The 22,905-nt window shown below is 70.6% G+C and carries 19 protein-coding genes and 1 riboswitch; of the genes, 8 read left to right on the top strand and 11 right to left on the bottom strand.

What is annotated here, in order from left to right; translation table 11 throughout:
- Positions 1-54: 54 nt before the first annotated feature.
- From VFV21_RS04130 to VFV21_RS04090, 9 genes are all read right to left on the bottom strand, one after another.
- Positions 55-1,347 carry a NupC/NupG family nucleoside CNT transporter gene (locus tag VFV21_RS04130; RefSeq protein ID WP_329668218.1) on the bottom strand — a complete coding sequence of 431 codons (1,293 nt, stop codon included), beginning with the start codon at positions 1,345-1,347 and terminating at the stop codon, positions 55-57.
- 66 nt (positions 1,348-1,413) lie between these two features.
- Positions 1,414-2,547: a GGDEF domain-containing protein gene (locus VFV21_RS04125; protein WP_329668217.1), complete on the bottom strand. Its 1,134-nt coding sequence runs from the start codon at positions 2,545-2,547 to the stop codon at positions 1,414-1,416.
- 76 nt (positions 2,548-2,623) lie between these two features.
- On the bottom strand, positions 2,624-3,190 hold the full coding sequence (locus VFV21_RS04120) for a TMEM165/GDT1 family protein (protein ID WP_329668216.1): 567 nt from the start codon (positions 3,188-3,190) through the stop codon (positions 2,624-2,626).
- 93 nt (positions 3,191-3,283) lie between these two features.
- Positions 3,284-3,379: riboswitch (yybP-ykoY riboswitch) on the bottom strand.
- A gap of 30 nt (positions 3,380-3,409) precedes the next feature.
- Positions 3,410-4,384, bottom strand: coding sequence for a hypothetical protein (locus VFV21_RS04115; RefSeq protein WP_329668215.1), 975 nt, complete (start codon positions 4,382-4,384; stop codon positions 3,410-3,412).
- On the bottom strand, positions 4,384-5,412 hold the full coding sequence (locus tag VFV21_RS04110) for a hypothetical protein (RefSeq protein WP_329668214.1): 1,029 nt from the start codon (positions 5,410-5,412) through the stop codon (positions 4,384-4,386). Before VFV21_RS04110 ends, VFV21_RS04115 begins: the two co-directional genes overlap by 1 nt.
- A gap of 145 nt (positions 5,413-5,557) precedes the next feature.
- Positions 5,558-6,703 (bottom strand): PDZ domain-containing protein, encoded by a 1,146-nt coding sequence (locus VFV21_RS04105; protein ID WP_329668213.1) that lies wholly within the window; start codon positions 6,701-6,703, stop codon positions 5,558-5,560.
- 55 nt (positions 6,704-6,758) lie between these two features.
- Positions 6,759-7,301, bottom strand: coding sequence for a hypothetical protein (locus VFV21_RS04100; RefSeq protein WP_329668212.1), 543 nt, complete (start codon positions 7,299-7,301; stop codon positions 6,759-6,761).
- Positions 7,294-7,863 carry a sigma-70 family RNA polymerase sigma factor gene (locus tag VFV21_RS04095; protein ID WP_329668211.1) on the bottom strand — a complete coding sequence of 190 codons (570 nt, stop codon included), beginning with the start codon at positions 7,861-7,863 and terminating at the stop codon, positions 7,294-7,296. The genes VFV21_RS04100 and VFV21_RS04095 overlap by 8 nt, the downstream gene beginning before the upstream one ends.
- A 193-nt stretch (positions 7,864-8,056) precedes the next feature.
- Complete coding sequence (locus VFV21_RS04090; RefSeq protein WP_329668210.1) at positions 8,057-10,252, bottom strand: TonB-dependent receptor family protein; 2,196 nt, start codon at positions 10,250-10,252, stop codon at positions 8,057-8,059.
- Between the two features lie 183 nt (positions 10,253-10,435).
- On the opposite strand from VFV21_RS04090, the gene VFV21_RS04085 reads away from it, so the two are divergent.
- The 5 genes from VFV21_RS04085 (at position 10,436) to VFV21_RS04065 (ending at position 15,832) form a co-directional block, all read left to right on the top strand.
- Positions 10,436-11,428: an extracellular solute-binding protein gene (locus tag VFV21_RS04085; RefSeq protein WP_329668209.1), complete on the top strand. Its 993-nt coding sequence runs from the start codon at positions 10,436-10,438 to the stop codon at positions 11,426-11,428.
- 4 nt (positions 11,429-11,432) lie between these two features.
- Complete coding sequence (locus tag VFV21_RS04080; protein ID WP_329668208.1) at positions 11,433-13,016, top strand: iron ABC transporter permease; 1,584 nt, start codon at positions 11,433-11,435, stop codon at positions 13,014-13,016.
- A 107-nt stretch (positions 13,017-13,123) separates the two neighbouring features.
- Positions 13,124-14,215, top strand: coding sequence for a glycine cleavage system aminomethyltransferase GcvT (gcvT, locus tag VFV21_RS04075; protein ID WP_329668207.1), 1,092 nt, complete (start codon positions 13,124-13,126; stop codon positions 14,213-14,215).
- Positions 14,216-14,302: 87 nt separating this feature from the next.
- The gene (gene gcvH / locus VFV21_RS04070; protein ID WP_034214748.1) at positions 14,303-14,698 is read left to right on the top strand and encodes a glycine cleavage system protein GcvH; all 396 of its coding nucleotides are present in this window, start codon (positions 14,303-14,305) and stop codon (positions 14,696-14,698) included.
- A gap of 750 nt (positions 14,699-15,448) precedes the next feature.
- Positions 15,449-15,832 (top strand): hypothetical protein, encoded by a 384-nt coding sequence (locus VFV21_RS04065; protein WP_329668206.1) that lies wholly within the window; start codon positions 15,449-15,451, stop codon positions 15,830-15,832.
- 138 nt (positions 15,833-15,970) lie between these two features.
- Here the strand turns inward: VFV21_RS04065 and VFV21_RS04060 are convergent, their stop codons facing one another.
- The gene (locus VFV21_RS04060) at positions 15,971-17,188 is read right to left on the bottom strand and encodes a serine hydrolase domain-containing protein (RefSeq protein ID WP_329668205.1); all 1,218 of its coding nucleotides are present in this window, start codon (positions 17,186-17,188) and stop codon (positions 15,971-15,973) included.
- Positions 17,189-17,265: 77 nt separating this feature from the next.
- Between VFV21_RS04060 and VFV21_RS04055 the strand changes: the two genes are divergently transcribed.
- Both VFV21_RS04055 and VFV21_RS04050 read left to right on the top strand, forming a co-directional pair.
- Positions 17,266-17,853, top strand: a complete 588-nt coding sequence (locus VFV21_RS04055; protein WP_329668204.1) for a LemA family protein — start codon at positions 17,266-17,268, stop codon at positions 17,851-17,853.
- 8 nt (positions 17,854-17,861) lie between these two features.
- Positions 17,862-19,763, top strand: coding sequence for a M48 family metallopeptidase (locus tag VFV21_RS04050; RefSeq protein WP_329668203.1), 1,902 nt, complete (start codon positions 17,862-17,864; stop codon positions 19,761-19,763).
- Here the strand turns inward: VFV21_RS04050 and VFV21_RS04045 are convergent, their stop codons facing one another.
- Positions 19,764-21,356 carry a choline dehydrogenase gene (locus tag VFV21_RS04045; protein ID WP_329668202.1) on the bottom strand — a complete coding sequence of 531 codons (1,593 nt, stop codon included), beginning with the start codon at positions 21,354-21,356 and terminating at the stop codon, positions 19,764-19,766.
- A 166-nt stretch (positions 21,357-21,522) separates the two neighbouring features.
- Here VFV21_RS04045 and VFV21_RS04040 point away from each other — a divergent pair, with 166 nt between their 5' ends.
- The gene (locus VFV21_RS04040) at positions 21,523-22,869 is read left to right on the top strand and encodes an NTP/NDP exchange transporter (RefSeq protein WP_329668201.1); all 1,347 of its coding nucleotides are present in this window, start codon (positions 21,523-21,525) and stop codon (positions 22,867-22,869) included.
- Positions 22,870-22,905: the final 36 nt, after the last annotated feature.

The following is a 22,905-nucleotide window of genomic DNA, read 5'->3' as shown; positions in this document are numbered from 1 at the left end:
CCGAGGCTTTTCGGCGAAAAGCTTCGGGACTGAAGTCCCTCCTACAAGGGTCCGTCAGGCGCCGAGGGTGGTGAGGACGCCGGCGATGGTGGCGGTCATGAAGGTGGCCAGGGTGCCGCCCAGCACGGCGCGCAGGCCGAACTTGGCCAAGTCCTGGCGACGCTCGGGCGCGAGCCCGCCGATACCGCCGATCTGGATCGCGATCGAGCTGAAGTTGGCGAAGCCGCACAGCGCGTAGGTGGCGATCAGCTTGCCTTTGTCGGTCAGCGCCACGCCTTCGACGTTGCCGTTCACGATCTCGGCCAGCTGCAGGTAGGCCACGAACTCGTTGAGCACGATCTTCTGGCCGATCAGGCCGCCGACCGTGGTCGCGTCCTGCCACGGCACGCCGATCACCCAGGCGATCGGGGCCAGCAGGTAGCCCAGCAGGGTGGCCATGTCGGTCGGACGGCCGAGGGCCTCGGCCAGGCCGGTCACTTCGCCGATCCAGGTCAGCGGCCAGTTCAGCATGGCGATCAGGGCGATGAAGGCCAGCAGCATCGCGCCGATGTTCAACGCCAGGCGCAGGCCGTCCGCGGCGCCGGCAGCGGCGGCGTCGATGATGTTGCTGGTGGTCTTCTCGACCTCCATCTTCACCGTGCCGCGGGTGAGCGGGTTGCCGGTTTCCGGTATCAGCAGCTTGGCGATCACCAGCGTGGCGGGCGCGGCCATGATGGACGCGGCCAGCAGGTGCTTGGCGTAGTAGGCCGACTCCACCGGATCGCCGCCGCCGAGCATGCCCACGTAGGCCGCCAGCACGCCGCCGGCGATGTGGGCCATGCCGCCGATCATCATGGTGATGAGCTCGGATTCGGTCATGCGGCCGATGTACGGGCGCACCGTCAGCGGCGCCTCTGTCTGGCCAATGAAGACGCTGGCGCACACGCTGGTGGTCTCGGCACCCGACACCTTCATCACCTTGGTGATGGCCAGCGCCATGACGCGCACGATGAACTGCATCACGCCCAGGTGGTAGAGCACGCCCATCAGGGCGGCGAAGAAGATGATGGTGGGCAGCACCTGGAAGGCGAAGATGAAGCCGTAGGTGTTCACGTCCATCAGGTTGCCGAAGATGAACTTCGAGCCTTCGCCGACGAAGCTGAGGATCTTGACGAAGCCATTGCCCAGGGCGTCGAACACGTCGCGGCCGCCCGGCACCAGCAGCACCAGCGCGGCGAAGCCGACCTGCAGGGCGATGCCGGTGAGCACCAGGCGCCAGTCCACCGCACCGCGGTTGTTGGAGAACAGCCAGGCGATGAAGATGAGGACGGACAGGCCGAACAGGCCAAAGAGGATGCTGGTGATCATTGAGCGGCGGAACCCCCGGGACGATGCGGCAGGGTAGAGCAGGCCCCCCGCCCCGGCAAGGCGGGCTCAGCCCTCGTCGCGGGCGGCCACCCGGTTCCGGCCGGCCTGCTTGGCCACCTGCAGGCGCTGGTCGGCCCGTTTCATCAGGCCCGAGAGGTCATTGGCGTCCTGCGGGCAACTGGCCAGGCCAGCGCTGAGGGTCATCCGGCGTGGCTCCACGCCCGCCTCGGGCACGAAGGGTGCGGCCTCCAGCCGGCGCCGCAGCAGGTCCAGCCGCTCCCAGGCGGCCCCGATCGGCAGCCGCAGCACCAGCACGAACTCCTCGCCGCCGACGCGGATCATCGGCTCCTCGCGCGCCAGCTCCTTGCGCAGCACCGTCACCGCGTGGCGCAGGGCGCGGTCGCCGGCCAGGTGGCCCAGCTCGGCGTTGATGTGGCGGAAGTTGTCCAGGTCCACCAGCGCCAGGCTGACGGTATGGCCCTGCGCCCGCGCATCGCGCACCAACTGGGGCACGCGGGTGTTGAGGTAGTTGCGGTTGGGCAGGCCGGTCAGGCCGTCGGTGGCCGAGAACTGGGTGAGGCGCTGGGCGCGGAACACCACCATCGCGGTCACCAGGGTCACCGCCAGCAGCAGCACCAGGCGCTGCACCTGGGTGGAGGTGCTGACGGTGCCGTAGGTGGCCGAGACTAGCGGCTCGCTGCTCAGCGTCACCACGGCCGCCCACAGCAGGCCGGTCTGCAGCATCGCCAGCGCGCCGGCGAACAGGGTGACGCGCACGTCGTGGCGCAGCGCGGTGGCGAAGATCGCGAGCGGGTAGCAGCCCCAGACCACCGCGCTGTTGATCGCCGCCACCGGCGTCTCGAGCGACAGCAGGGCCAGCACCAGGGTCACCATGGTGATGTCGGAGGCCGCCGTGATGGTGGCCAGGCCGGCCACGCGCCGCGGCCGCCTGGCCAGGCGCAGCCAGAGCAGGCTCAAGCCCAGCGCCAGCAGGGCGCCGCACAGGCCGGCCAGGGTTTCGTGCAGGGTGCCGCCCGCCCAGCGGTTGAGCAGCGGCAACAGGAGCAGCAGGCTGGCGACGCCGACGCGCAGGTGCGCCACCAGCAGTTCGCCGCCCGCGCCGACCTCCAGCAGGATTTCGTCGGGCGGCTCGCGCAGCGAGGCCGCCAGGTCTTCGAAGGTTTCGCGCAGGGTACTCACGCGGGGGGTCGTGGCCTGTCCAGAACTGGCCGGAGCATAGCCGGGCCGCCGGCGCGCTGTCAGGCCGGGCTTCGGCTCAGCCCGGCAGGCCCCGCAGCGCCACCCACAGCGCCAGCGCTGCGAACAGGGCGGCCGCGGCCCAGCGGGCGGCCTTGAGCGGCAGCTTCGCGGCGAACTTCGCGCCCAGCAGCACCACCGGCACGTTGGCCACGGCCATGCCCAGCGTGGTGCCCGCGACCACCTGCCACAGCGGCGAGTACTGCGCCGCCAGCACCACCGTCGCCACCTGGGTCTTGTCGCCGATCTCGACGATGAAGAAGGCGATCGTGGTGGCGACGAAGGCGCCGAAGCGCGAGGCCTTCACCTCGCCGTCCTCGAGTTTGTCCGGCACCAGCGCCCAGGCGGCCACCGCGGCGAAAGACAGCACCACCGCCCAGCGCAGCACCTCGGGACTGAATAACGTGGTGACCCAGGCGCCGATCCAGCCGGCGAGGCCGTGATTGGCCAGCGTGGCCACGAGGATGCCGGCGATGATCGGCCAGGGCTTGCGGTAGCGCGCCGCGAGCATCAGCGCGAGCAACTGCGTCTTGTCGCCGATCTCGGCGATGGCGACGGCGAGGGTGGAAACGTAGAAAGCGTCCAATGAAAGACTCCGGGGCCGGGACGCGGTTTGGACGAAGGCCGGCGCCTCGCGGCCCGGCCCGGGTTCGCGACGCGCTGGCCTTCGGTCTTGCCCGCAAGGCGTGTGCCTTGCCCGCGCACCATGGCGATCGCCAAGTATGTTGATGCGAGGTGGCCCGGAGGGCCTGGGCTACTCCCCGAAGCCAGGGAAAGCGCGCCGATTATACCCGCAGGCGGCGGCTCAGGGCTCGCGGCAGAAGTCGTGGGTGGTCTGGCCTGGAACCGGCGGCAGGAAGGCGGGGTACGGGTACGCACTGCCGCTGAACCTCCTTCCCTGGAAGTATTCCCGGTGCATGGCTTCGGCCTGCCGTATGGCTATGGCCTGGGAAGCGGCATCCATACCCCTGAGGCGGCCTTCCATACTCTGGCTTCCATACAACCTGGCGTACAGCAGCCCGATCACCGCTGCCTGCTCGGGATCATTGGGGATCAGGGCCGCGTGGAAGCCTCCGTCGTCCTGGTACGCGATCATCAGGGCGAACGCCGCCTCCGGATAGCCGGCTTTCAGGGCCCGCCGCATCATGCCGGGCGCGTTGCGGCGCCAACGATCGAAGGACGGGTCCGCCATCGCGCCGCGGCTCGACGGTGGCCAGTGCTGTCCCTCGGCGTAGCGCACCATGGCCTCGGGCTCGCCGGCGAGGGCCGCCTGCTCCAGGTATCTCGCGCCCTGGCCAGCGAGGGCGGTGGGTACGGCCTTGCACTGCGCTAGCCGCTCCGCGATCCACGCCGGTTCACGCATGAGGAAGTCGACACTCGCGCTGCTTCGCATCGCCTTGCGTGCGTCCTGGTCATCGGGCGGGGCGGGCGGCGGCGCCATGAGTGCTGCTTGGTGTTCCAGGTGTTCGCAGCGCAGCAGCTCCATCCCCAGCCGGCAGGCGGCCTTGCGGTCCCCCGCGTCGGCGCGTGCAGCCAGTGGGCCCAGGAGGGATGCCAATGGCCGATCCTCAGGCGGCAAGGGCTCGGCATCCGCGGGTTCGACGGGCCGCGGCCGTGTGGTTCCAGGCGCAGGGACCAACGGTTCTCCCCTGCCGCCCAAGAAAGCATCGGACGGAGCACTCGGCGTCATCGAAGCCTCTTTTTGCCACAGCGTCACTGCGAACAGCGCCAGGGCTGCCATCGCCGCGATGCCAAGCGCGCGTCGGATGCGCGGCATCATTAGTGGTTCTCCCCGGGGCGACAGCCCTGGCCCAGTGCCACTGTGGCGCCTGGCAGCGGCCATTCGATGCCGCCGAAAGCGTCATGCAGGGGTATCAGGCCGTGGGCGGCATCCGCGAAGTCGAGAGTGGCATTGTCGAAGTGCCGGTCGTGCCACTCTGCGGCGCGACGTTCAGCCACGGCCGCATGCCGCGGATCATCGCGCACCGGGATCTGGAAATGGCTGGTGTCGAATCCCACGCCGAATACGCGACGCGCCAGGGCCAGGCTGGCCTCGGCCGCCTCCGCGTCGGGCGGCGTCACCCACGGAAGGAAGTTGTGGTTCATGGAGTGCGACTGCAGCATCAGCAGCACTGCGCCCGGCTGACCCGTCTCCAGCGCGCGTTGGACCAAGGCCGGGGCCTCGCGCCGCCACTGGTCGAACTCCGGCGTGGTGATGAAGTTCATCGATCCGGATTGCCCGAATGCGCCACCTGCGGCGTACCGCACCACGGCATCGGGTTCTCCTGCCAGCGCAGCCTGTCGAAGATAGTGCCCGCCGCGCGCGATGAGGTCCTCGTCCAGTCCGGCGCACTGTCGCTGCAGCTCGACCATCTCGAGGAGCTTTGCCGCAGTGTTGTTGGCGGCATCGAGTTCTCCTTTCTCGGTCAGCTCACGTTCCTGTTTCGCCATCGCCTGCGCCCGGTCGTCGGTGAGGTAGGCCAGGGCCTGGCATCGAAGCAGATCCACGCCCAGCCGGCAGGCGGCCTGGGCATCGCCAGCATCGGCGCGTGCCTGCAGGGCGGGGGCGATGTCGGCCAACGGGGTGTCGCTGGCGCGGCGAAGGGTGATTTCGCCGGGCGGCGCCGCGGTGGCTCCGGAGGTCGCGGCGGGTGGCGTGGCCACGCGCTCGACCGCCGCAGGCGCACGCGGCGCGACCGGTTCAGGCGAAGGGAGCGGCGCGGGCGCTGGCCACCATGCGCGGATCGCGAAGATGCACAGGACGACAGCCAGCAGGAGCGCGGGGGCGCGGCGGAGGCGGCTCGTCAAAATCAGGGGCCTGCGGAAGACGGGATGCCTGGAGTAAAGCGGCTCCCGGACCCCGTGGCAACCCAAAGCCTGTGGGAGGGACTTCAGTCCCGATGCCTTCCGGCGAAAGGCATCGGGACTGAAGTCCCTCCCACAAAGAGGCGGATCAGACGGCGGTCAGGGGCTTCGGCGGAGCCGGTGGCGCGGGGGGCGCGGCGGCGGGCGTGCGCGGGGTGGGCGGCGTCGGGGCCACCGGCGGCGCGGGCGGCGCGGGCGGCGGCGGCGGGGCGAACCAGCGCAGCGGCGGGGCGTCGGGCACGGTCACTTCGACGGTGCGCGGCTTGCGGTCGCGGAGCACCTGCACGCTTACCTTCTCTCCTGCGTCCTGCTCGCGCAGCGCGCGCATCGCATCGCGCGGCGTGGCCACGGCGTCGCCCTCGATGCGCTGGATCACATCGCCCGGCTCCAGCGATTCCAAGCCCGGCCCACCGCTGAGCACCAGCACGCCGCGGTCGGTGCCGAAATAGCGGCCGAGCTTCGCGTCCACCGAGGCCAGGTTAAGGCCGCTCCAGCGGAAGGCCTGGCTGAGCACGGGCAGCTGGCAGTCCTCGCTGCCCGGCGCGCAGGGCGCGGTGCGCAGGCGTTCGATCTCGATCGCCACGTCCGGATCGATCAGCGGCGTGCCTTGGGCGCGCTCGAAGGCGAGCGCGCGGGCGACGGCGCCGTCCGCGCGGTTGAAGACCATCACGCGGCCGATGTCGTCCACCACCACGTTCGCGGTGCCGGGCTTGCCGTCGCGGGTATAGCCCAGCGCGATCTTCTGGCCCTTCGACAGGCTGCCCAGGGATTCGCGGGCCTGGGTGATGGCGGATTCGCCGCGCTGGTCGATGGCCTTGCCGTCCACCCGCACCAGCACGTCGCCGGTGCGCAGGCCGGCCTTGGCCGCGGGGCTGTCGGGCGTCACCGCGGCGATGCGCACGCCGGGGCCGGCCTCGTTCTCGGCCATGACGATGCCGACGCCGGGGCGGCGCAGGCCGTCGCCGGCTTCCGACAGGTTGATGCGCAGGTCGTCCACGTCGAGCGTGTTGCCGCCGGGGCCGACCACGATGGCCTGGCGATACGTGCGCACGCCATCGGCTTCGCCCAGCGCGCGGCTGAGTTCGGCGACGCGACGGGCGCTGCGCTCGAGTTCGGCGCGGGCCTGTTCCAGTTCGGCGCGGGTGGCGGCCTCGTCCTTCGGCGCATCGGCGCCGAAGGCGGCGGCGGGCAGCAGGGCCGCGGCGATCATCAAGGACATCAGTCGAAGCTTCATGCGGGCATTCCTCGGAGGAAAACGGGCTCAGGAAAAACGGGGGCGGGTTCAGTGCTCAGAACGTGGCGACCAGGGCGCCATCCACGGTGTCGCCGTCGGCGGCCAGGTACTGGCGGGTGCCCTGGAAGCCGGCGTATTCGCGCAGCAGCGAGACGCGCAGCTGCCAGAGGGCGGCGCGGCCGTCGGGGCCGAGCGCGGGGTCGGACAGCGCGGTGTCGATCTGCTGCAGCCGGTCCTCGAACTCCAGGCCGAGCAGGGTGCCGCTGGCCGAGGCCATGCCCTGCGGGGACACGACGCTGACCAGGTGCTCGAGGCGTGCGGATTCCGCCATCAGCGCGTCGACGTCGGGCGCCGCCGCGGTGGCGACGGGGTCGGGCGCGACCGGCGGGGTGGCGATGCGGCCGGGCAGCAGCGCCGCCAGGGCCAGCACGGCCGCGGCGGCGAGCGCGAACGGCCAGCGAATGCGGGTCTTGTGCTGGCGTGCAGCGAGTCGCTGCTGCAACGGCGGCCAGGCGCTGCGGTCCGGGGTTTCCAGCGGCAGCTGCCGCAGGGCCTCGGCGATCGGCAGGCCGGGGTCGTGGGCGCGGGCGTCAGGCATGGGACAACTCCTGTTCGATCTTCAGCAGTTCGCGCAACTTGCGGGTGCCGCGCGCGAGCTGGGATTTGGAGAAACTGGGCGTGCGGCCCATCAGGCCGGCGATCTCGTCGTGGGTGTAGCCCTCGGCGTGGTAGAGCCAGAGCACGCTGCGGGTGGCGTCGGCCATGCGGCCGAGCGCGCGGGTGAGCAGGGCGGCATCGGCGGCGGCGGCCGGCAGCATCACGTCATGGTTCTCGAGCTCGGCGTCCACCGCCTCCTCGGTCTGGGGCAGCCGGCCGCGGCGGCGCAGGCGCATCAGCGCTTCGTTCACCGCGATCTGGCGCAGCCAGCCCCAGAAGGGCGAATCACCGCGGAACTCACCGATGCGGTCGAACAGCTTGAGCATCGTGTCCTGCAGCACGTCCTGCGCCTCCTCGCGCTCGCCGGTGAGGCGCAGCGCCAGGGTGAAGACGGGACGTTCGAACAGGCGGTAGATCTGCTCGAACGCCCCGGCCTCGCCGCGCCGGGCGCGGTCGACCAGGGCGGCCGGGACATCGATGGCGAAGGACGAGGGGTGGCTCACATCGGTCAAGGATGCGGCGGAGCGGGAAAGCGTCGCAGGCGATTTTGCATGCGGGCAGCCTGTGCCTGCCGGACAGCCCTGTAAACCCTGCCGGAAGGCCCGAAAACAATGTGGGAGGGACTTCAGTCCCGATGCTTGCCGGGGAAAGGCATCGGGACTGAAGTCCCTCCCACAGGAGGGCGGCGCCGGGCGGTCAGAAGCCGATGCGCATGCCCACGAAGGCGCTGCGGGGCTGGCCCGGGCGGGCGCCGGCCGGGCGGCGGGCGACGACGTAGGTTTCGTCCGACAGGTTCTCGACCCGGGCGTAGAGCTCGATCTTGTCGTTGAGCTGGTAGCCGCCGGTCAGGTCCCACACCATCGCCGAATCCGTGCGCTCGCCGGGGCCGCTGCCGGCCTCGGTGCGCATGTCGTCGAGGTAGTTGGCGGCCAGGCCCAGGCGCCAGCGCTCGCCGGCCAGGCCGAGTTCGGCGTGCACCAGGTGCTCGGGCAGGTAGGGCAGCTGGTCGCCCACGGCCACGGTGCCCCACTCCTCGAACGAGGACACGAAGGCGTTGCGGAACTCCGCCTGGGTATAGGTGTAGGCCAGCGAGAACGGCACGGAGACCGCGCCGCCTTCGTTGAAGTCGTAGCCGAGGCTGGCCTCGAGGCCGCTCACCCGCGCTTCGCCGCCGTCGAACTGGTCGCCGAGGTTGCAGTTGCCGCCGCTCGAGGCCGTGCAGGTGCCCACCAGGTTGGAGTAGTCATTGACGAAGCCCACCAGCTCGACGCCCGTCGCGCCCTGGTTCCAGCGCAGGCCGAACTCGCCGTTCACGCTCTTCTCCGACAGCGCGCCCGAGGCCGGGCCTGGCGGGTTGAAGCCGCGGTGCACGCTGCCGAACAGCGTCAGCGAATCGCTCAGCAGGTAGGTGGCACCGAAGCCCGGGATGACTTCGTCCACTTCCGTCTCCACCTTCGACAGCACCACGTCGCGCAGGCCGGTGGCGGTGGAATAGCGGGTGCTGGCCAGGTCGATGCGCTCGTAGCGCACGCCCGGGGTCAGGATCCACTTGCCGAAGCTGATGGTGTCGTGCACGAACAGCGACAGCGCCTCGGCGTCGCCGACGCGGTTGTCCTGGGTGCCGGGTGCGCCGTCGCGGGTCAGCACGAACTGGCCACCCTGCAGGCGGTAACGGTCGTCGTCCTGGTAGCGGTCTTCCTGGTCGCGGTGCACGCGCAGGCCGACTTCCAGCTCATGGCTGGCGGCGCCGGTGGCGAAGCGCGTGCCGAGCACGGTCTGCAGGCCCTGGGCGTAGTAGCTGCGGTTGTTGTTGCGCAGGCGCAGCGCGTTGGCCGGGCTGTCCTCGCCGGTGAGCCAGGCGTACTGGTCGGCCCAGGTGGCCGGGTCGGCCAGGATGGTGCCGATGCCGACGTAGCTGCCGTTGAGCGGGTTCAGCACGTCGTTGAGCTTGTACCAGTTGCGCGAGAACTCGGTGCGGTAGGCGACCGTGTTGAGCGTGGTGTTGTCGCCGAGCTCGATGAGGTGGCGCAGCTCGAGCAGGTTCTGTTCGGTCTGGATGTTGTCCAGGCGCGAAGCGGCGTAGCGGCGGTTCGGGTCGGCGCGGAAGTCGGCGTCGGCCAGGCCGAGGTAGGTCTCGTTGCTGTCCTGGGTGTTGTGGCCGACCTTGAGGTCGAGCTGCTGGTAGACGCCGGCGTCCGGCGCACTGACCCAGCGCAGCTTGGCCACCACGTCGTTGAGCTCGTAGCCCGCGTCGCCGCCGCCGTCGATCTGCTTGAAGCCATTGGTCGACTGGCGCACCACCTCGACCATGCCGCCGAAGCGCTCGCCCATGCCGCCGGCCCAGCCGTGGGCCAGCACGGTGGCGTCGGAGCCATAGGAAAGGTCGAGCTCACCGCCGCCCTCGGACGGGATCGGCGTGGAGATCAGGTTGATGGCGCCGCCGGTGGTGCGCGGGCCGGCCTGGATGGCGGAGGATCCTTTGCGGATCTCGACCGCATCGATGCGGGCCATGGTCGGGAAGTAGTAGGCGGCCGGGGCGGCGTAGGGCGCGGGCGCGATCAGCACGCCGTCCTCCATCACCGTGATGCGGCTGTTGCGGTCGGTGCCCGAGCCGCGGATGCCGATGTTCGGGCGCAGGCCGTAGCCTTCCTCTTCGACCAGGTAGACGCCGGGCACCTGGCGCAGCACGCGGTTGATGTCGCGGTAGTTGAAGCGCTCCAGCGTTTCCTGGTCGACGTAGTGGGCCGAGCCGGCTGCCTTCTGCGTGTCTTCGGCAGTGCCGAAGACGTTCACGCTGTCGAGCCGCTGCAGCTCGGGCGAGGGCGCGCCGCTGGCGAGGGCGGCGGTGGGCAGCAGGGCGAGGGAGATCGCGAGGCGCAGGCTGGGCGACATGGCGGGGGAGTCTCTGGAGAAGTAAGGGAAGTCGGGGGCCGGGGCCGGAATGGGCAAAAGGTTACTGCAAGCGAGAATGATTCGCAATAGCGAAGGCTCGCCGGCGCCCCTCGCCACGCCCCGGCTTTGCGGCTAGGATGAGAATCATTATCATTTTTCCCATTCCCCGGACCGGAGCCCGCCATGTCGCGCCTCACGCTTTCGCTACTCCTCGCCAGCCTGCTGGCCCCGGCCGTGCAGGCGGCCGAACTGGTGGTCTACACCGAGCGCAAGGAGCCGCTGGTCAAGCCGCTGTTCGAACGCTACGAGCGCGAGACCGGCACGAAGATCCAGCTGCTGTCCGATGGCGCCCCGGTGCTGATCGAGCGGCTGGCCGCGGAGGGCGGGAACACCCGCGCCGACGTGTTCATGGCCGTGGACGCGGGCAGCCTGTGGCAGGCAGCCGAGCGCGGCCTGCTGGCGCCGGTGCAGTCGCCCGCGCTGGAGGCGGCGATCCCGGCCAACCTGCGCGATCCGCAGGGCCGCTGGTTCGCGCTGTCGCAGCGCGCGCGCACCATCGTCTATTCCACCGAGCGCGTGCAGCCGTCCGAGCTGTCGGGCATCGGCGACCTGGCGCGCAAGAAGTGGCGCGGACGCCTCTGCCTGCGTTCGTCCAAGAAGGTCTACAACCAGTCGCTGGTGGCCACGCTGATCGAGCGCATCGGCGTTGAGTACACCGAGACCGTCGTGCGCGGCTGGGTCGCCAACCTTGCTACTGAGCCCTTCGCCGACGACACGCTGCTGGCCAAGGCCATCGCCGCCGGCCAGTGCGACGTGGGCCTGATCAACACCTATTACCTCGGCCGCCTGCAGCACGACGACCCGGCGTTCCCGGTGCAGGTGTTCTGGGCCAACCAGGCCGGCGTCGGCGCGCACGTGAACGTCTCGGGCGCCGGCATCGTCGCCGCCTCGAAGCAGAAGGACGAGGCGCGCAAGTTCCTCGAGTGGCTGGCCTCGGAGTCGGTGCAGGCCGACTTCGCCAGCGTCAACTTCGAGATCCCGGCGCGCCCGGGCGTGGCGCTGGATCCGGTGGTCGCCGCTTGGGGTCCATTCAAGGCCGATCCGGTGAACGTGTCGGTGGCGGGCGCGCGCCAGGCCGAAGCCGTGAAGCTGATGGATCGCGCCGGCTGGCGCTGACCGGATGAGCGCCGCCGTCGCGCGCGCCGCCTGGCCGCGGGTGCTGGCCTGGGCGCTGGCGCTGCCGCTGCTGCTGCCGGCGCTGTGGCTGGCGAGCGCGTTCGCGACGCCGGCGCCCGACGTGTGGCCGCACCTGTTCGCGCAGGTGCTGCCCGGCGCGGTGCGCAACACGCTGGTGCTGCTCGGGCTGATCGCGGCGCTGTCGCTGCTGGTGGGCGTCGGGCTGGCCTGGGCCAGCGCGCGCTACGAGTATCCGGGGCGGCGCCTGTTCGACTGGGCGCTGGTGCTGCCGATGGCGCTGCCCGGCTACGTGGTCGCCTTCGTCTACGTCGGGCTGACCGACTACGCGGGGCCGCTGCAGTCCGCATGGCGCGCGCTGGGCGGTGCGGCCAACGGCTTCCCGGAGCTGCGCAGCGTGCCGGGGGCCGCGCTGGTGCTGTCGCTGGTGCTTTATCCCTACGTCTTCCTGATCGTGCGCGCCGCTTTCCTGCGGCAGGGCAGCGCCGCGATGGATGCCGCGCGTTCGCTGGGGCACGGGCCGCTGTCGGCTTTCTTCCGCGCGGCGCTGCCGATGGCGCGGCCGGCTTGGGTGGCGGGGCTCAGCCTGGTGCTGCTCGAAGCGCTGGCGGACTTCGGCGCGGTCAGCATCCTGGGCGTGGATACGCTGGCGACCGCCATCTACAAGACCTGGTTCGGCTTGTACTCGCTGACGGCCGCGGCACAGCTGGCGTGCGCGATGGTGGCGCTGGTCGCGCTGGTGCTGGTGCTCGAGCGGCTGGGGCGCGGGCGGGGCCGGCACGCGGGGCCGCAGCTGATGCCGCCGCCGCGGCGTCCGCTGGCGGGCTGGCGCGGCTGGGCTGTTTCGGCGGCCGCGCTCGTGGTGGTGTCGCTGGGGTTCGTGGTGCCCGTGGCGCAGCTGCTGGCCTGGTCCTGGCAGTCCCGCGCCGCGCTGCCCGACGTCGGCGCGCCGGCGCTGAACACTGCGCTGCTCGCGGCGATGGCGGCGGGCCTGGTGCTCGCGATCGCGCTGGCCTTCACCCTGCTGGGCCGGCGCGGTGGCGGTGACCGGATCGTGCAGGCGGCGGGGTTCACGGCCGGCCTCGGCTACGCGGTGCCGGGCACGGTGCTGGCGGTCGGCGCGATGTGGCTGCTGGTCGCGGCCGAGCGCGCGATGCCGTGGCTGGGCGGGCTGGCGCTGAGTTCCAGCCTGGTGGCGGTGCTGCTGGCGCTGTCGGTGCGGTTCCTGCGCGTGGGCCACGAGGCGACCGAGTCCGCGTTCCAGTCGCTGCGTCCCTCGTTGCTCGAGTCGGCGCGCGTGCTGGGCGTGCCGGCGGGCGCGCGCCTGCGCCGCATCGTGCTGCCGCTGCTCCGGCCCGGCCTGGTCGCGGCGCTGCTGCTGGTGATCGTGGAGACCGTGAAGGAACTGCCCGCCACGCTGATGCTGCGCCCCTTCGGCTGGGATACGCTGGCCGTGCGCATCTACGGCTACACCACCGAAGGCCTGTGGGCGCAGGCCGCGTGGCCCGCCCTGTGGCTGTGCCTGGTCGGCCTCGCCCCCGTGTGGTGGCTGGTTCGCCAGCAGCGGTAGTTTTCCGCATTCGCTGAGAACCACCCCACGGTCCGCGTTGCGGATCACGTGTCCGGGACGGGGCGGGGTGCGATAATGGCGGCCTTCCCCGAACGCACTGGCAGGCCATGAGCAAGAAGACCGTCCTCAACGAAACCCACCGGGCGCTGGGCGCCAAGATGGTCGACTTCGGCGGCTGGGACATGCCGATCAACTATGGCTCGCAGATCGAGGAGCACCACCACGTGCGCCGCGACGCCGGCATGTTCGACGTCTCGCACATGACCATCCTGGACCTGCGCGGCGAGCAGGTGCGGCCCTTCCTGCGCCAGCTGGTGGCCAACTCGGTGGACAAGCTGCAGAAGCCGGGCAAGGCGCTCTATGCCTGCATGCTTGATGCCAACGGCGGCGTCATCGACGACCTGATCATCTACTTCTTGGCCGAGGACTTCTTCCGCCTGGTGGTCAACGCCGCCACCCGCGACAAGGACCTGGCCTGGATCACGGCGCAGGCCGCGCCCTTCGGCATCACGATCCAGGAGCGCCGCGACCTGGCCATCGTCGCGGTGCAGGGTCCGAATGCCCGCGACAAGGTGCTGGGCCTGCTCTCGCCGGACGCCGCGCAGCGCGCCGGCAAGCTGGGCAAGTTCGTGGCCTGCGAGGCCGACGGCCTGTTCGTCGCCCGCACCGGCTACACCGGCGAGGACGGTTTCGAGGTGATGGTGCCCGAGGCGCAGGCGGTCGATTTCTGGAACCGCCTGCTGGCCGCGGGCGTCAAGCCGGCCGGCCTCGGCGCGCGCGACACGCTGCGCCTGGAGGCGGGCATGGCGCTCTACGGCCAGGACATGGACGAGTCGGCGACCCCGTTCGAGGCCGGCCTGGCCTGGACGGTCGCGCTCGACGAAGGTCGCGACTTCACTGGCCGCGCCCGGCTCGAGGCGCAGAAGGCCGCCGGCGCCGCGCGCCAGATGATCGGCCTGGTGCTGGACGAGAAGGGCGTGCTGCGCCACGGCCAGGCGGTGTTCACCGCGGCGGGCGAGGGCGAGATCCTCTCCGGCACCTTCTCGCCGACGCTCGGCAAGGCGATCGCGCTGGCCCGCGTGCCGGCCGGCGAGGTCGGCGCGGTCGAGGTCGACATCCGCGGCAAGCGCCTGCCGGTGCGCGTGGTGAAGTATCCCTTCGTCCGCGACGGCGCCGCCCAGCCGGGCGTGCTGGCCTGAGCCACCGCGCGCGGCGGATGCCTTCGCCCGCGCTCCCCGCTAGACTATCGACCACCCCCCGCCACGCACCGACCATCGAGGCCTGTCATGAGTGAGATCCCCGGCGACCTGAAGTTCCTCAAGTCCCACGAATGGGCCCGCGTCGAAGACAGCGGCCGCATCACCGTCGGCATTTCCGACCACGCCCAGGGCCTGCTCGGCGACCTGGTCTACGTCGAGCTGCCCAACGTCGGCGACAGCCTGGAGCAGGGCGCCGCCGCCGCCGTGGTCGAGTCGGTCAAGGCCGCCAGCGACGTCTACGCCCCGGTCGCGGGCAAGGTGGTCGAGGTCAACTCGGCGCTGTCGGACAAGCCCGAGACCATCAACGAGGACGCCTACGGCGAAGGCTGGCTGTTCGTGCTCGAGGCCAGCGAGCCGGAGCAGCTCAACGAGCTGCTCTCGCCCGACGACTACGCCCAGCTGCTCGAGGACGAAGGCCACTGACGGCCCGCCCGACCGAAGCATCCGACACCGGCCGCCACGTGCGGCCGGTGTCGTTTCCGGGTGTCGGAAAGTCGGTGCCGGTGTCGGCGGCGGCGGCGGAAGTTCGCGCAGTTCGGCCATCCGGGGCATCGAAACGCGCCGGTTCGGCGCCCCGCCGGAAAGTTTTTTTCGGGCGCGCCAGGCGTGCTTTCCCGACCGTCGGAGCGCACTTCGCGCGCCGGTGCGGCGCGCGCGCGGCGCCGCGCATCGCGACGCGCGTGGCTTTTTTCCAGCGCTTTTTTCGCATGCGCTTTTTTCGCACGCATCGCGGGTGGTTCTTCCCAGTCGCGCCGACCACGCGTTCGGCACCAGAACATGGCGAGGGGCCCTTGAAATTTTTTCTGCAAAGTTGTTGACATCAAGATTTCCCGTGATTAGCTTTCGCCCAGCAGATGTCAACTGCGGAAACGAGTGATCAGGATCGAATCGACAACGCGGGCCACAACACCGAACTCCACCCGGACTCCGTCGTCGGTGGATCAGGGCAACCATCCCTCCGCGAAATCGAAATCGACCGTCCGCAAGAACCGCCATTCCAACGCCCGGGCCGGTCATGGCCCGGGCGTTTTCATTTCCGGCGCCGCCCCGCGCCGGACCCGATCCGTCCACGGCGCCCTTGGCGCGGTGGCGGTGCTGCGTCGCGGGAATCCTCCCGCGGCGATGCTTTTGTGACTGGGCAGTCCAAACGCCAACTGACGAGGAGTTGACACCATGGCTACGAAGAAAGCTGCGAAGAAACCGGCCAAGAAGGCCGCGAAGAAGTCCGTGAAGAAGACGGTCAAGAAGGCGGTCAAGGCCGTCAAGAAGACCGTGAAGAAGGCGGCCAAGAAGGTTGCCAAGAAGCCGGCCAAGAAGGCCGCGAAGAAGGTCGCCAAGAAGCCGGCCAAGAAGGCCGCGAAGAAGGCTACCCGCAAGCCGGCCGCCAAGAAGGCTGCCAAGAAGTCGGTCAAGAAGACCGCCAAGAAGGCTGCCAAGAAGCCGGCCGCCAAGAAGGCTGCCAAGAAGCCTGCTGCGAAGAAGAAGGCGGCGCGCAAGCCCGCTGCCAAGAAGCCGGCGATGGCGATGCCTGCCGCCCCGGTGGCTCCGTCGCTCTAAGACGGATCGCAAGCGCGGTATCTGGGCTCTCTCCCCGTATTGCCCAGGCGGGGAGGGAGACTTTCCAGAAGCTCCAAAGAGAACGCCGGCCCTGGGCCGGCGTTTTGTTTTGTTCTGGCGCCGGCGCCGGGCCCAGCCTCAGCGCCGGCGGCGCGGCCTCACCGGTTCCGGCGCGAGCCAGTCGCGCGCGGGCAGGCCCAGGGCCCGGTCGAGCGCGGTCGGCAGCAGCGCGGCCGGCATCGAGGATTCGGAGTTCCAGAGGATGACCACGCCGATGTCCTTGTCCGGCAGGAACGCCGCCATGGCCCGGTAACCCTGCACCGCGCCCGCGTGGTAGACCAGCGTGTGGCCGGCGTAGTCGTAGATGCGCCAGCCCAGGCCGTAGTACGCGCTGCGCAGCCGCTCCCGGCGCCAGCTGTTGCCGCGGATCTCGCCCGGCGTCTCGACCTGCGGCGTCTGGATCTCGTTGAGCAGTTCCGGCGGCAGCACGTCCGGGCGGTGGCCCATCTGCGCCACCAGCCACTGCGACATGTCGCGGATGCTGGCGTTGACCCCGGCCGCGGGCGGGATGCGGTAGTAGGTTTCCTTCGGGCGCACCGGCAGCCACTTGCCGCCGCTGCGCACGTGCGGGCGCGCCCAGCTCGGGCTGGCCTCCAGGCCGTCGCGTCCGAAGGTGGCGCCGTACATGCCCAACGGGTGGAACAGCCGCTTCTCGACCTGGTGGTGGTAGAAGTCGCCGGTGACCGCGAACACGAGGTCGCCGACCAGGCTGAAGGCGATGTTCTGGTAGGCGTAGCAGTCGCCCGGCGCGCAGGTGAGGGGCGCGTCGGAAAGTTTTTCGGCCAGGAGCGGGTAGGGCTGGTCGGCCTCGAGGTCGCGGTCGAAGGCGTTGTAGCCGAGGCCGACGCGGTGGCTGAGCACCTCGCGCACCGTCAGCCGCTGCGCGCCCTGCAGGTCGCGCAGGGTGAAGGCGGGCAGCTGGTTGGCGATGGGGGCGTCCCAGCTCATCGCGCCCTCGCTGACCAGCATCGCGCTCAGCGTGCCGGCGAAGGCCTTGGACAGGGAGGCGACGCGGAACACGGTGTCGGTGCCGACCGGCTGCGGGTTGCGGCTGTCGACCACGCCGTAGCCGCGCATCGACACCACCTTGCCGTCCTGGACGATGGCCATGGCCATGCCCGGGATGCGCGACTGGGTGACGACGCCTTCGGCCAGGACCTCGAGCTCGCGTGCCTGCGCGGTGAAGTCGGGCGCCTTGGCTGCATCGGCGGCGGCGGCCGTGCCCGCGACCGCGAGCCAGAGGGCCGCGAGAGCGGCGGGCAGGCGGGACGGCGCGTTGGCTTTCTTGCGTGGCATGTCCGACGTATGCTTGGGGAACAGCCCCATTCTAGCGCGCGTTCCGCGCCGGGGGACTGAACAGGGGAGAGTCCATGATGATCACTTTGCTCGTGCTGGTGTTGGTCGTCGGTGTCGCCGCCGCCTGGGGCGTCGGGATTTACAACGGGCTGGTCACCGCCCGCAATGCGTTCAAGAACGCCTTCGCCCAGATCGACGTGCAGCTGACCCGGCGCTACGACCTGATCCCGAACCTGGTGGAAGTCGCCAAGGGCTACCTCAAGCACGAGCGCGAGACGCTGGAGGCCGTGATCCAGGCCCGCGCCGCCGCCGTCAGCGGCCTGGCCGCCGCCAAGGCCAACCCGGGCGACCCGAATGCGATGGCCTCGCTCGGCGGCGCCGAGACCGGCCTGGCCGGCGCGCTGTCGCGGCTGATGGTGGTGGCCGAGGCCTACCCCGACCTCAAGGCCAACCAGAACATGATGCAGCTCACGGAAGAGCTGACCTCCACCGAGAACCGGGTCGCCTTCGCGCGCCAGGCCTACAACGACTCGGTGATGGCCTACAACAACAAGCGCGAGGTGTTCCCCTCGAACCTCATCGCCGGCCTGTTCAACTTCGCCGCCGCCGCCCTGCTCGAGATCACCGAGCCGGCCAAGCGCGAGGCGCCGAAAGTTTCGTTCTGAGCTGACGGATGAACTTCTTCGAGCGCCAGGAGCAGGCCCGGCGCCAGTCGGGCCGACTCGTCATCCTGTTCGGCCTGGCGGTGCTGGCCATCGTGGCCGCGGTGAACCTGGTGTACTTCATCGCCGTCGGCGGCCTGCCCGACGAGGGCTCGCCGCGCCACGTGCTGGGCGGGATGCTCGTGGTCAGCATCGTCACCGTGGGCATCATCGCGGTGGCGTCGATGCACCGCATCTCCAGCCTGGCCGGCGGCGGCGCCGCGGTGGCGCTGCAGATGGGCGGCACGCCGGTTCCGGAAGACACCACGGACCTGCACTACCGGCGCCTGCGCAACGTGGTCGAGGAGATCGCGATCGCCTCGGGCGTGCCGGTGCCCCAGCTCTACGTGCTCGAGCAGGAGGCCGGCATCAACGCCTTCGCCGCCGGCTACGCGCCCGGCGACGCTGCCGTGGCGGTCACCCGCGGCGCGCTCGACAAGCTCAACCGGGATGAGCTCCAGGGCGTCATCGCGCACGAGTTCAGCCACGTGCTCAACGGCGACATGCGCCTGAACATCCGGCTGATGGGCATGCTGTTCGGCATCCTGGCGCTCACCGTCATCGGCCGGAAGGTGCTGATGCACGCCCGCGGCGGGTCGCGCGACGGCGTGCCGATCATCCTGCTGGCGCTGGCCGTGATGCTGGTCGGCTACGCCGGCCTGTTCTTCGGCCGCCTGATCAAGGCGGGCGTCAGCCGGCAGCGCGAGTTCCTGGCCGATGCCTCCGCGGTGCAGTTCACGCGCCAGACCAAGGGCCTGGCCGGCGCGCTGAAGAAGATCGGCGGGCTGCACGGCGGCTCGAAGCTGGCCAGCGGCGACACCGAGGAAGTGGCGCACATGCTGTTCGGCGATGGCGTCGGCTACCGGTCGCTGTTCGCCACCCATCCGCCGCTCATCGAGCGCATCCAGGCGCTGGAGCCCTCGTTCCGGCCGGAGGCGCTGGTCGAGCAGTCCGCCCGCTGGCAGATGCATCCGCCCTCGGGGCTGGACGAGGACATCGCGCTGGGTTTGGACGCGAGGACGTCGCCGCCGCTGCCGGGCGATCGCGCCGAGCTGCAGGTGACGCCCCCGGCGGTGGTGGCGCAGGTGGGCGCGCCGAAAGCCAACGACTACGAGCGGGCCGGCGCGCTGGTCAACGCCCTCCCGGAAACCCTGCGCCGGGCCGCGCACGAGCGCGACGAGGTGCCGGCGCTGCTGTTCGGCCTGCTGATGGCGCCCGCGGGAAAGGTGCGCGAGCGCCAGCAGTTCGAACTCAGCAGCCGCCTCGACGAGCGCGTGGTGCGGCAGGCCCTGGACTACGCCGACCGCCTGGCCGACCTGCCGCGCATCCTGTGCCTGCCGCTGGCGGCGATGGCGATGCCGTCGCTGCGGCGCCGCCCGCGCGCCGAGCTCGAGCAGTTCATGGACGCCTGCTACGTGCTCACCCACGCCGATGGCCAGGTCAGCCTGTTCGAGTACAGCCTGGGCCGCCTGCTGGGCAGCCACGTCAAGCACGTACTGGATCCGGCCGGCAGCTCGCGACCGGCGACGCAGCGGCTGGCCGACGCCAGCGCGGCCGCGGTCGAAGTGATGGCGGTGCTGGCGCAGGCCGGCCACGACGACCCGGCGGCGGCGCTGCGTGCCTACCTCGCCGGCCTGGCGCGCGTGTTCCCGCGCCTGAATGCGCCCTACCGCCCGCCCGCCGACCCGCTGCGCGCGCTGGACGAAGCGCTGCCCAAGCTCGACGCCGTCGAGCCGATGGGCAAGGAGCTGCTGCTCGAAGGCCTGGTCGCGGCCGTCAGCCACGACGGCCGCATCTGCGTGGCCGAGGCCGAACTGCTGCGGGCGGTCTGCGCGACCCTGCGCTGCCCGCTGCCGCCGATGCTGGAAGTCTGATCAGGCCGCCAGGCCGCGGATCAGGTCGGCGGCGCGCTCGGCGATCATCATGGTCGGCGCGTTGGTGTTGCCGCCGACCAGCTTGGGCATCACCGAGGCATCCACCACGCGCAGGCCGCGGACGCCGCGCACGCGCAGCTGCGGGTCGACCACCGCGTCGGCATCGTCCTCCGCGCCCATCCGGCAGGTGCCGACCGGGTGGTAGATGGACTCGGCCTTGCGGCGGATGAAGGCGACGAGGTCGGCCTCGTCCTGCAGCTGGTCGCCCGGGAAGAGCTCCTCGCCGCGGTAGGGCGCGAACGCCGGCTGCGCCAGGATCTCGCGCGACAGCCGCAGCGCCTCGAGCATCACCTTCAGGTCGTAGCCCTCGGGATCGCTGAGGTAGCCGGCTTCGATCTTCACCTTGTCGGCGGCGTTGGCGCTGGCCAGGCGGAGGCGGCCGCGGCTGCGCGGGTGCAGGCCGCAGGCGTGCAGGGTGTAGCCGTTGCCGGGCAGGCGGTTGCGGCCGTGGTCGTCGAGCTGGGCCGGCACGAAGTGGAACTGGATGTCCGGACGCTCGTCTTCCGCCAGCCGGCTGCGCAGGAAGCCGCCGGCCTCGGCGATGTTGCTGGTGCCCGGACCGGACTTGAACAGGTAGTACTGCAGCGCCACCGAGACGTCGCTGAGCTTGTCGTAGCTCAGGCCCTGGGTGCAGCGGGTCATGGTGCAAACGTCGAGGTGGTCCTGGAGGTTGGCGCCGACGCCCGGCAGGTCGCGGCGCACCGCGATGCCGTGCTCGCGCAGGTGCTCCGCCGGGCCGATGCCCGAGAGCATCAGCAGCTGCGGCGAGTTGAGCGCGCCGCCGCACAGGATCACCTCGCGGCTCGCGGTCTCGCTGAAGCCGGCCTTGCCGCCGACCGCGTACTCGACGCCGCTGGCGCGGTCGCCGTCGAAGGTGATGCGGCTGGCGGTGGCGCGGGTCACGACCGTGAGGTTCGGGCGCTGGCGCACCGGCGCCAGGTAGGCGCGGGCGCTGGAGCTGCGGGCGCCGTCGCGGGTGGTGGTCTGGTACCAGCCGAAGCCGTCCTGGCGGGCGCCGTTGAAATCATCGCTGCCGGCGTGGCCGGCCTGTCGCGCCGCCTCGATGAAGACTTCCGACAGCGGGTTCTTGTGCCGCGGGTCGGACACGCCGAGCGGGCCGTCGCCGCCGTGGAACTCGCTGCCGCCGCGCTGGTTGCCTTCGCTGCGCTTGAAGTAGGGCAGCACGTTGGACCAGTGCCAGCCTTCGGCGCCCATCGCGGCCCACTCGTCGTAGTCGCCGGCGTGGCCGCGGATGTAGCACATCGCGTTGATCGAGCTGGAGCCGCCGAGCACCTTGCCGCGCGGCCACCACAGCGAGCGGCCATCGAGCGCGGGCTCGGGGGCGGTGTTGTAGTCCCAGTTCACGCCCTTCTTGCCGACCAGCTTGGCCAGGCCCGCGGGCATGTGGATGAAGGGGTGCCAGTCGGACGGTCCGGCTTCGAGCAGCAGCACGCGGCAGGCCGGGTCTTCGCTGAGGCGGTTGGCCAGGACGCAGCCGGCGGAGCCGGCGCCTACGATGATGTAGTCGTACACAATGTCTTCTTCATTCGGTCACGGTCCGAGGCTAGGCCCCCGTTCTAGAGCAAACACTCGGGGCGCGGCAGCGGCGTTTGCGGGGTGTGACGGGGCTCACACGCGGTTAACGGACTGGCGGCCACCGGGCGGGTTGGCTATCGTGCGCCGACCCCCCGGGAAGCGCATGCAACCAGAACAGCACACCGCCGGCCGCTTCGACCACCTGCGCGGCGCGCTGCGGGAGTTCCCGCCGTTGATCTGGTCCTTCCTGTACTTCTTCTTCCTGCTCACTGGCTACTACGTCATGCGACCTGTGCGCGACGCGGTGGCGGCCTCGAACGACCCAGCCATGGTGTTCCCGCCGGCGATGGTGGAGTGGTTCGCGCTGCGCGGCGTGGACCTGGGCGAGTTCCAGATCCAGGCGCTGTTCACCGGCACTTTCCTGTCCATGCTGCTCCTGCAGCCGGTGTACGGGGCGCTGGTGAGCCGGTTCCCGCGGCGGGTGTTCCTCCCTGTCGTGTACCTGGTGTTCATCGCCTGCCTGTTCGGCTTCTACGTCGCCTTCGACATGGACATGCCGGGGCGGGGCGGGGCGTACTTCATCTGGGTGGCGGTGTTCAACCTGTTCGCCGTGTCGGTGTTCTGGAGCTTCATGGCCGACATCTACACCGACCCGGAGGCACGCCGGCTGTACGGCTTCATCGCCGCGGGCGGCACGGTCGGCGGCCTACTGGGGCCGGAGATCACCTCGCGACTGGTCAGCCAGTTGGGCGTGGGCAACATGCTGCTGGTGTCGGCGGGGTTCCTGGGCCTTTGCCTGGTCTGCATCCTCAGGCTGGGGCCCTGGGCGCGCCAGCGCGAGCGCAACCGCGGCAACCTCGCCGAAGACGAAGCGATGGGCGGCCGCGTCCTGGAGGGTCTTCGCCGTATCGCCGCCGATCCGCTGCTGCGGGCACTGGCTTTCCTGATGTTCTTCGGCGTCGGCGTGGGTACGCTGCTTTACAACGAGCAGAACGCGATCGTGCGCGAGATGACAGCCGGCAACCCTGCGGCTGCGGAGCAGGCCACGGCCTTCTTCTCGACGATCGACAAGTGGATCAACTGGGTGGTGCTGGTGGTGCAGGTATTCCTGACCCGCACGCTGCTGACCCGCTACGGCGTGGCGCCGTTGCTGCTGGTGCCGGCGCTGGCGATCATGGCCGGCTTCTGCGTGCTGTTCGCGTCGCCGCTGCCGATGCTGGTGGCGGTGGTGCAGGTGCTGACCCGCGCTTCCGAGTTCTCGCTGTCCAAGCCCGCGCGCGAAACCATCTACACCCGCGTCGACCGCGAGGCACGCTACAAGGCCAAGGCCGCGATCGACACCGTGGTTTACCGCGGCGGCGACCTGGCCTTCGCCTGGCTACACAAGCTGATGGCGGCGTTCGGGTCCTCAGGGGTGTTCGCGGGCGGCATCCTGGTCGCGGGTGCCTTCACCGCCAGCGCCTGGCGCGTGGTGCGCGAGCAGGCCAGGCTCCCGTCCGACCGGCACTGAGTCAGGCCTTTCGACCGCCTTTCGGCTCCCGGGTCG

It is taken from the genome of Arenimonas sp., assembly GCF_036275555.1.
In the GTDB taxonomy this organism is placed as follows: domain Bacteria; phylum Pseudomonadota; class Gammaproteobacteria; order Xanthomonadales; family Xanthomonadaceae; genus Arenimonas.
The sequence above is the reverse complement of the archived record's forward strand: the minus strand, read 5'-3'. Positions and strand labels throughout refer to the sequence as shown.

Coding starts and splice junctions, on each gene's coding strand:
- VFV21_RS04090 (WP_329668210.1), bottom strand. CDS start 10,252: ATGTCGCCCAGCCTGCGCCTCGCGATCTCCCTCGCCCTGCTGCCCACC.
- VFV21_RS04055 (WP_329668204.1), top strand. CDS start 17,266: ATGATCACTTTGCTCGTGCTGGTGTTGGTCGTCGGTGTCGCCGCCGCC.
- VFV21_RS04060 (WP_329668205.1), bottom strand. CDS start 17,188: ATGCCACGCAAGAAAGCCAACGCGCCGTCCCGCCTGCCCGCCGCTCTC.
- VFV21_RS04115 (WP_329668215.1), bottom strand. CDS start 4,384: ATGATGCCGCGCATCCGACGCGCGCTTGGCATCGCGGCGATGGCAGCC.
- VFV21_RS04065 (WP_329668206.1), top strand. CDS start 15,449: ATGGCTACGAAGAAAGCTGCGAAGAAACCGGCCAAGAAGGCCGCGAAG.
- VFV21_RS04040 (WP_329668201.1), top strand. CDS start 21,523: ATGCAACCAGAACAGCACACCGCCGGCCGCTTCGACCACCTGCGCGGC.
- gcvH (WP_034214748.1), top strand. CDS start 14,303: ATGAGTGAGATCCCCGGCGACCTGAAGTTCCTCAAGTCCCACGAATGG.
- VFV21_RS04085 (WP_329668209.1), top strand. CDS start 10,436: ATGTCGCGCCTCACGCTTTCGCTACTCCTCGCCAGCCTGCTGGCCCCG.
- gcvT (WP_329668207.1), top strand. CDS start 13,124: ATGAGCAAGAAGACCGTCCTCAACGAAACCCACCGGGCGCTGGGCGCC.
- VFV21_RS04130 (WP_329668218.1), bottom strand. CDS start 1,347: ATGATCACCAGCATCCTCTTTGGCCTGTTCGGCCTGTCCGTCCTCATC.
- VFV21_RS04050 (WP_329668203.1), top strand. CDS start 17,862: ATGAACTTCTTCGAGCGCCAGGAGCAGGCCCGGCGCCAGTCGGGCCGA.
- VFV21_RS04100 (WP_329668212.1), bottom strand. CDS start 7,301: ATGCCTGACGCCCGCGCCCACGACCCCGGCCTGCCGATCGCCGAGGCC.
- VFV21_RS04105 (WP_329668213.1), bottom strand. CDS start 6,703: ATGAAGCTTCGACTGATGTCCTTGATGATCGCCGCGGCCCTGCTGCCC.
- VFV21_RS04080 (WP_329668208.1), top strand. CDS start 11,433: ATGAGCGCCGCCGTCGCGCGCGCCGCCTGGCCGCGGGTGCTGGCCTGG.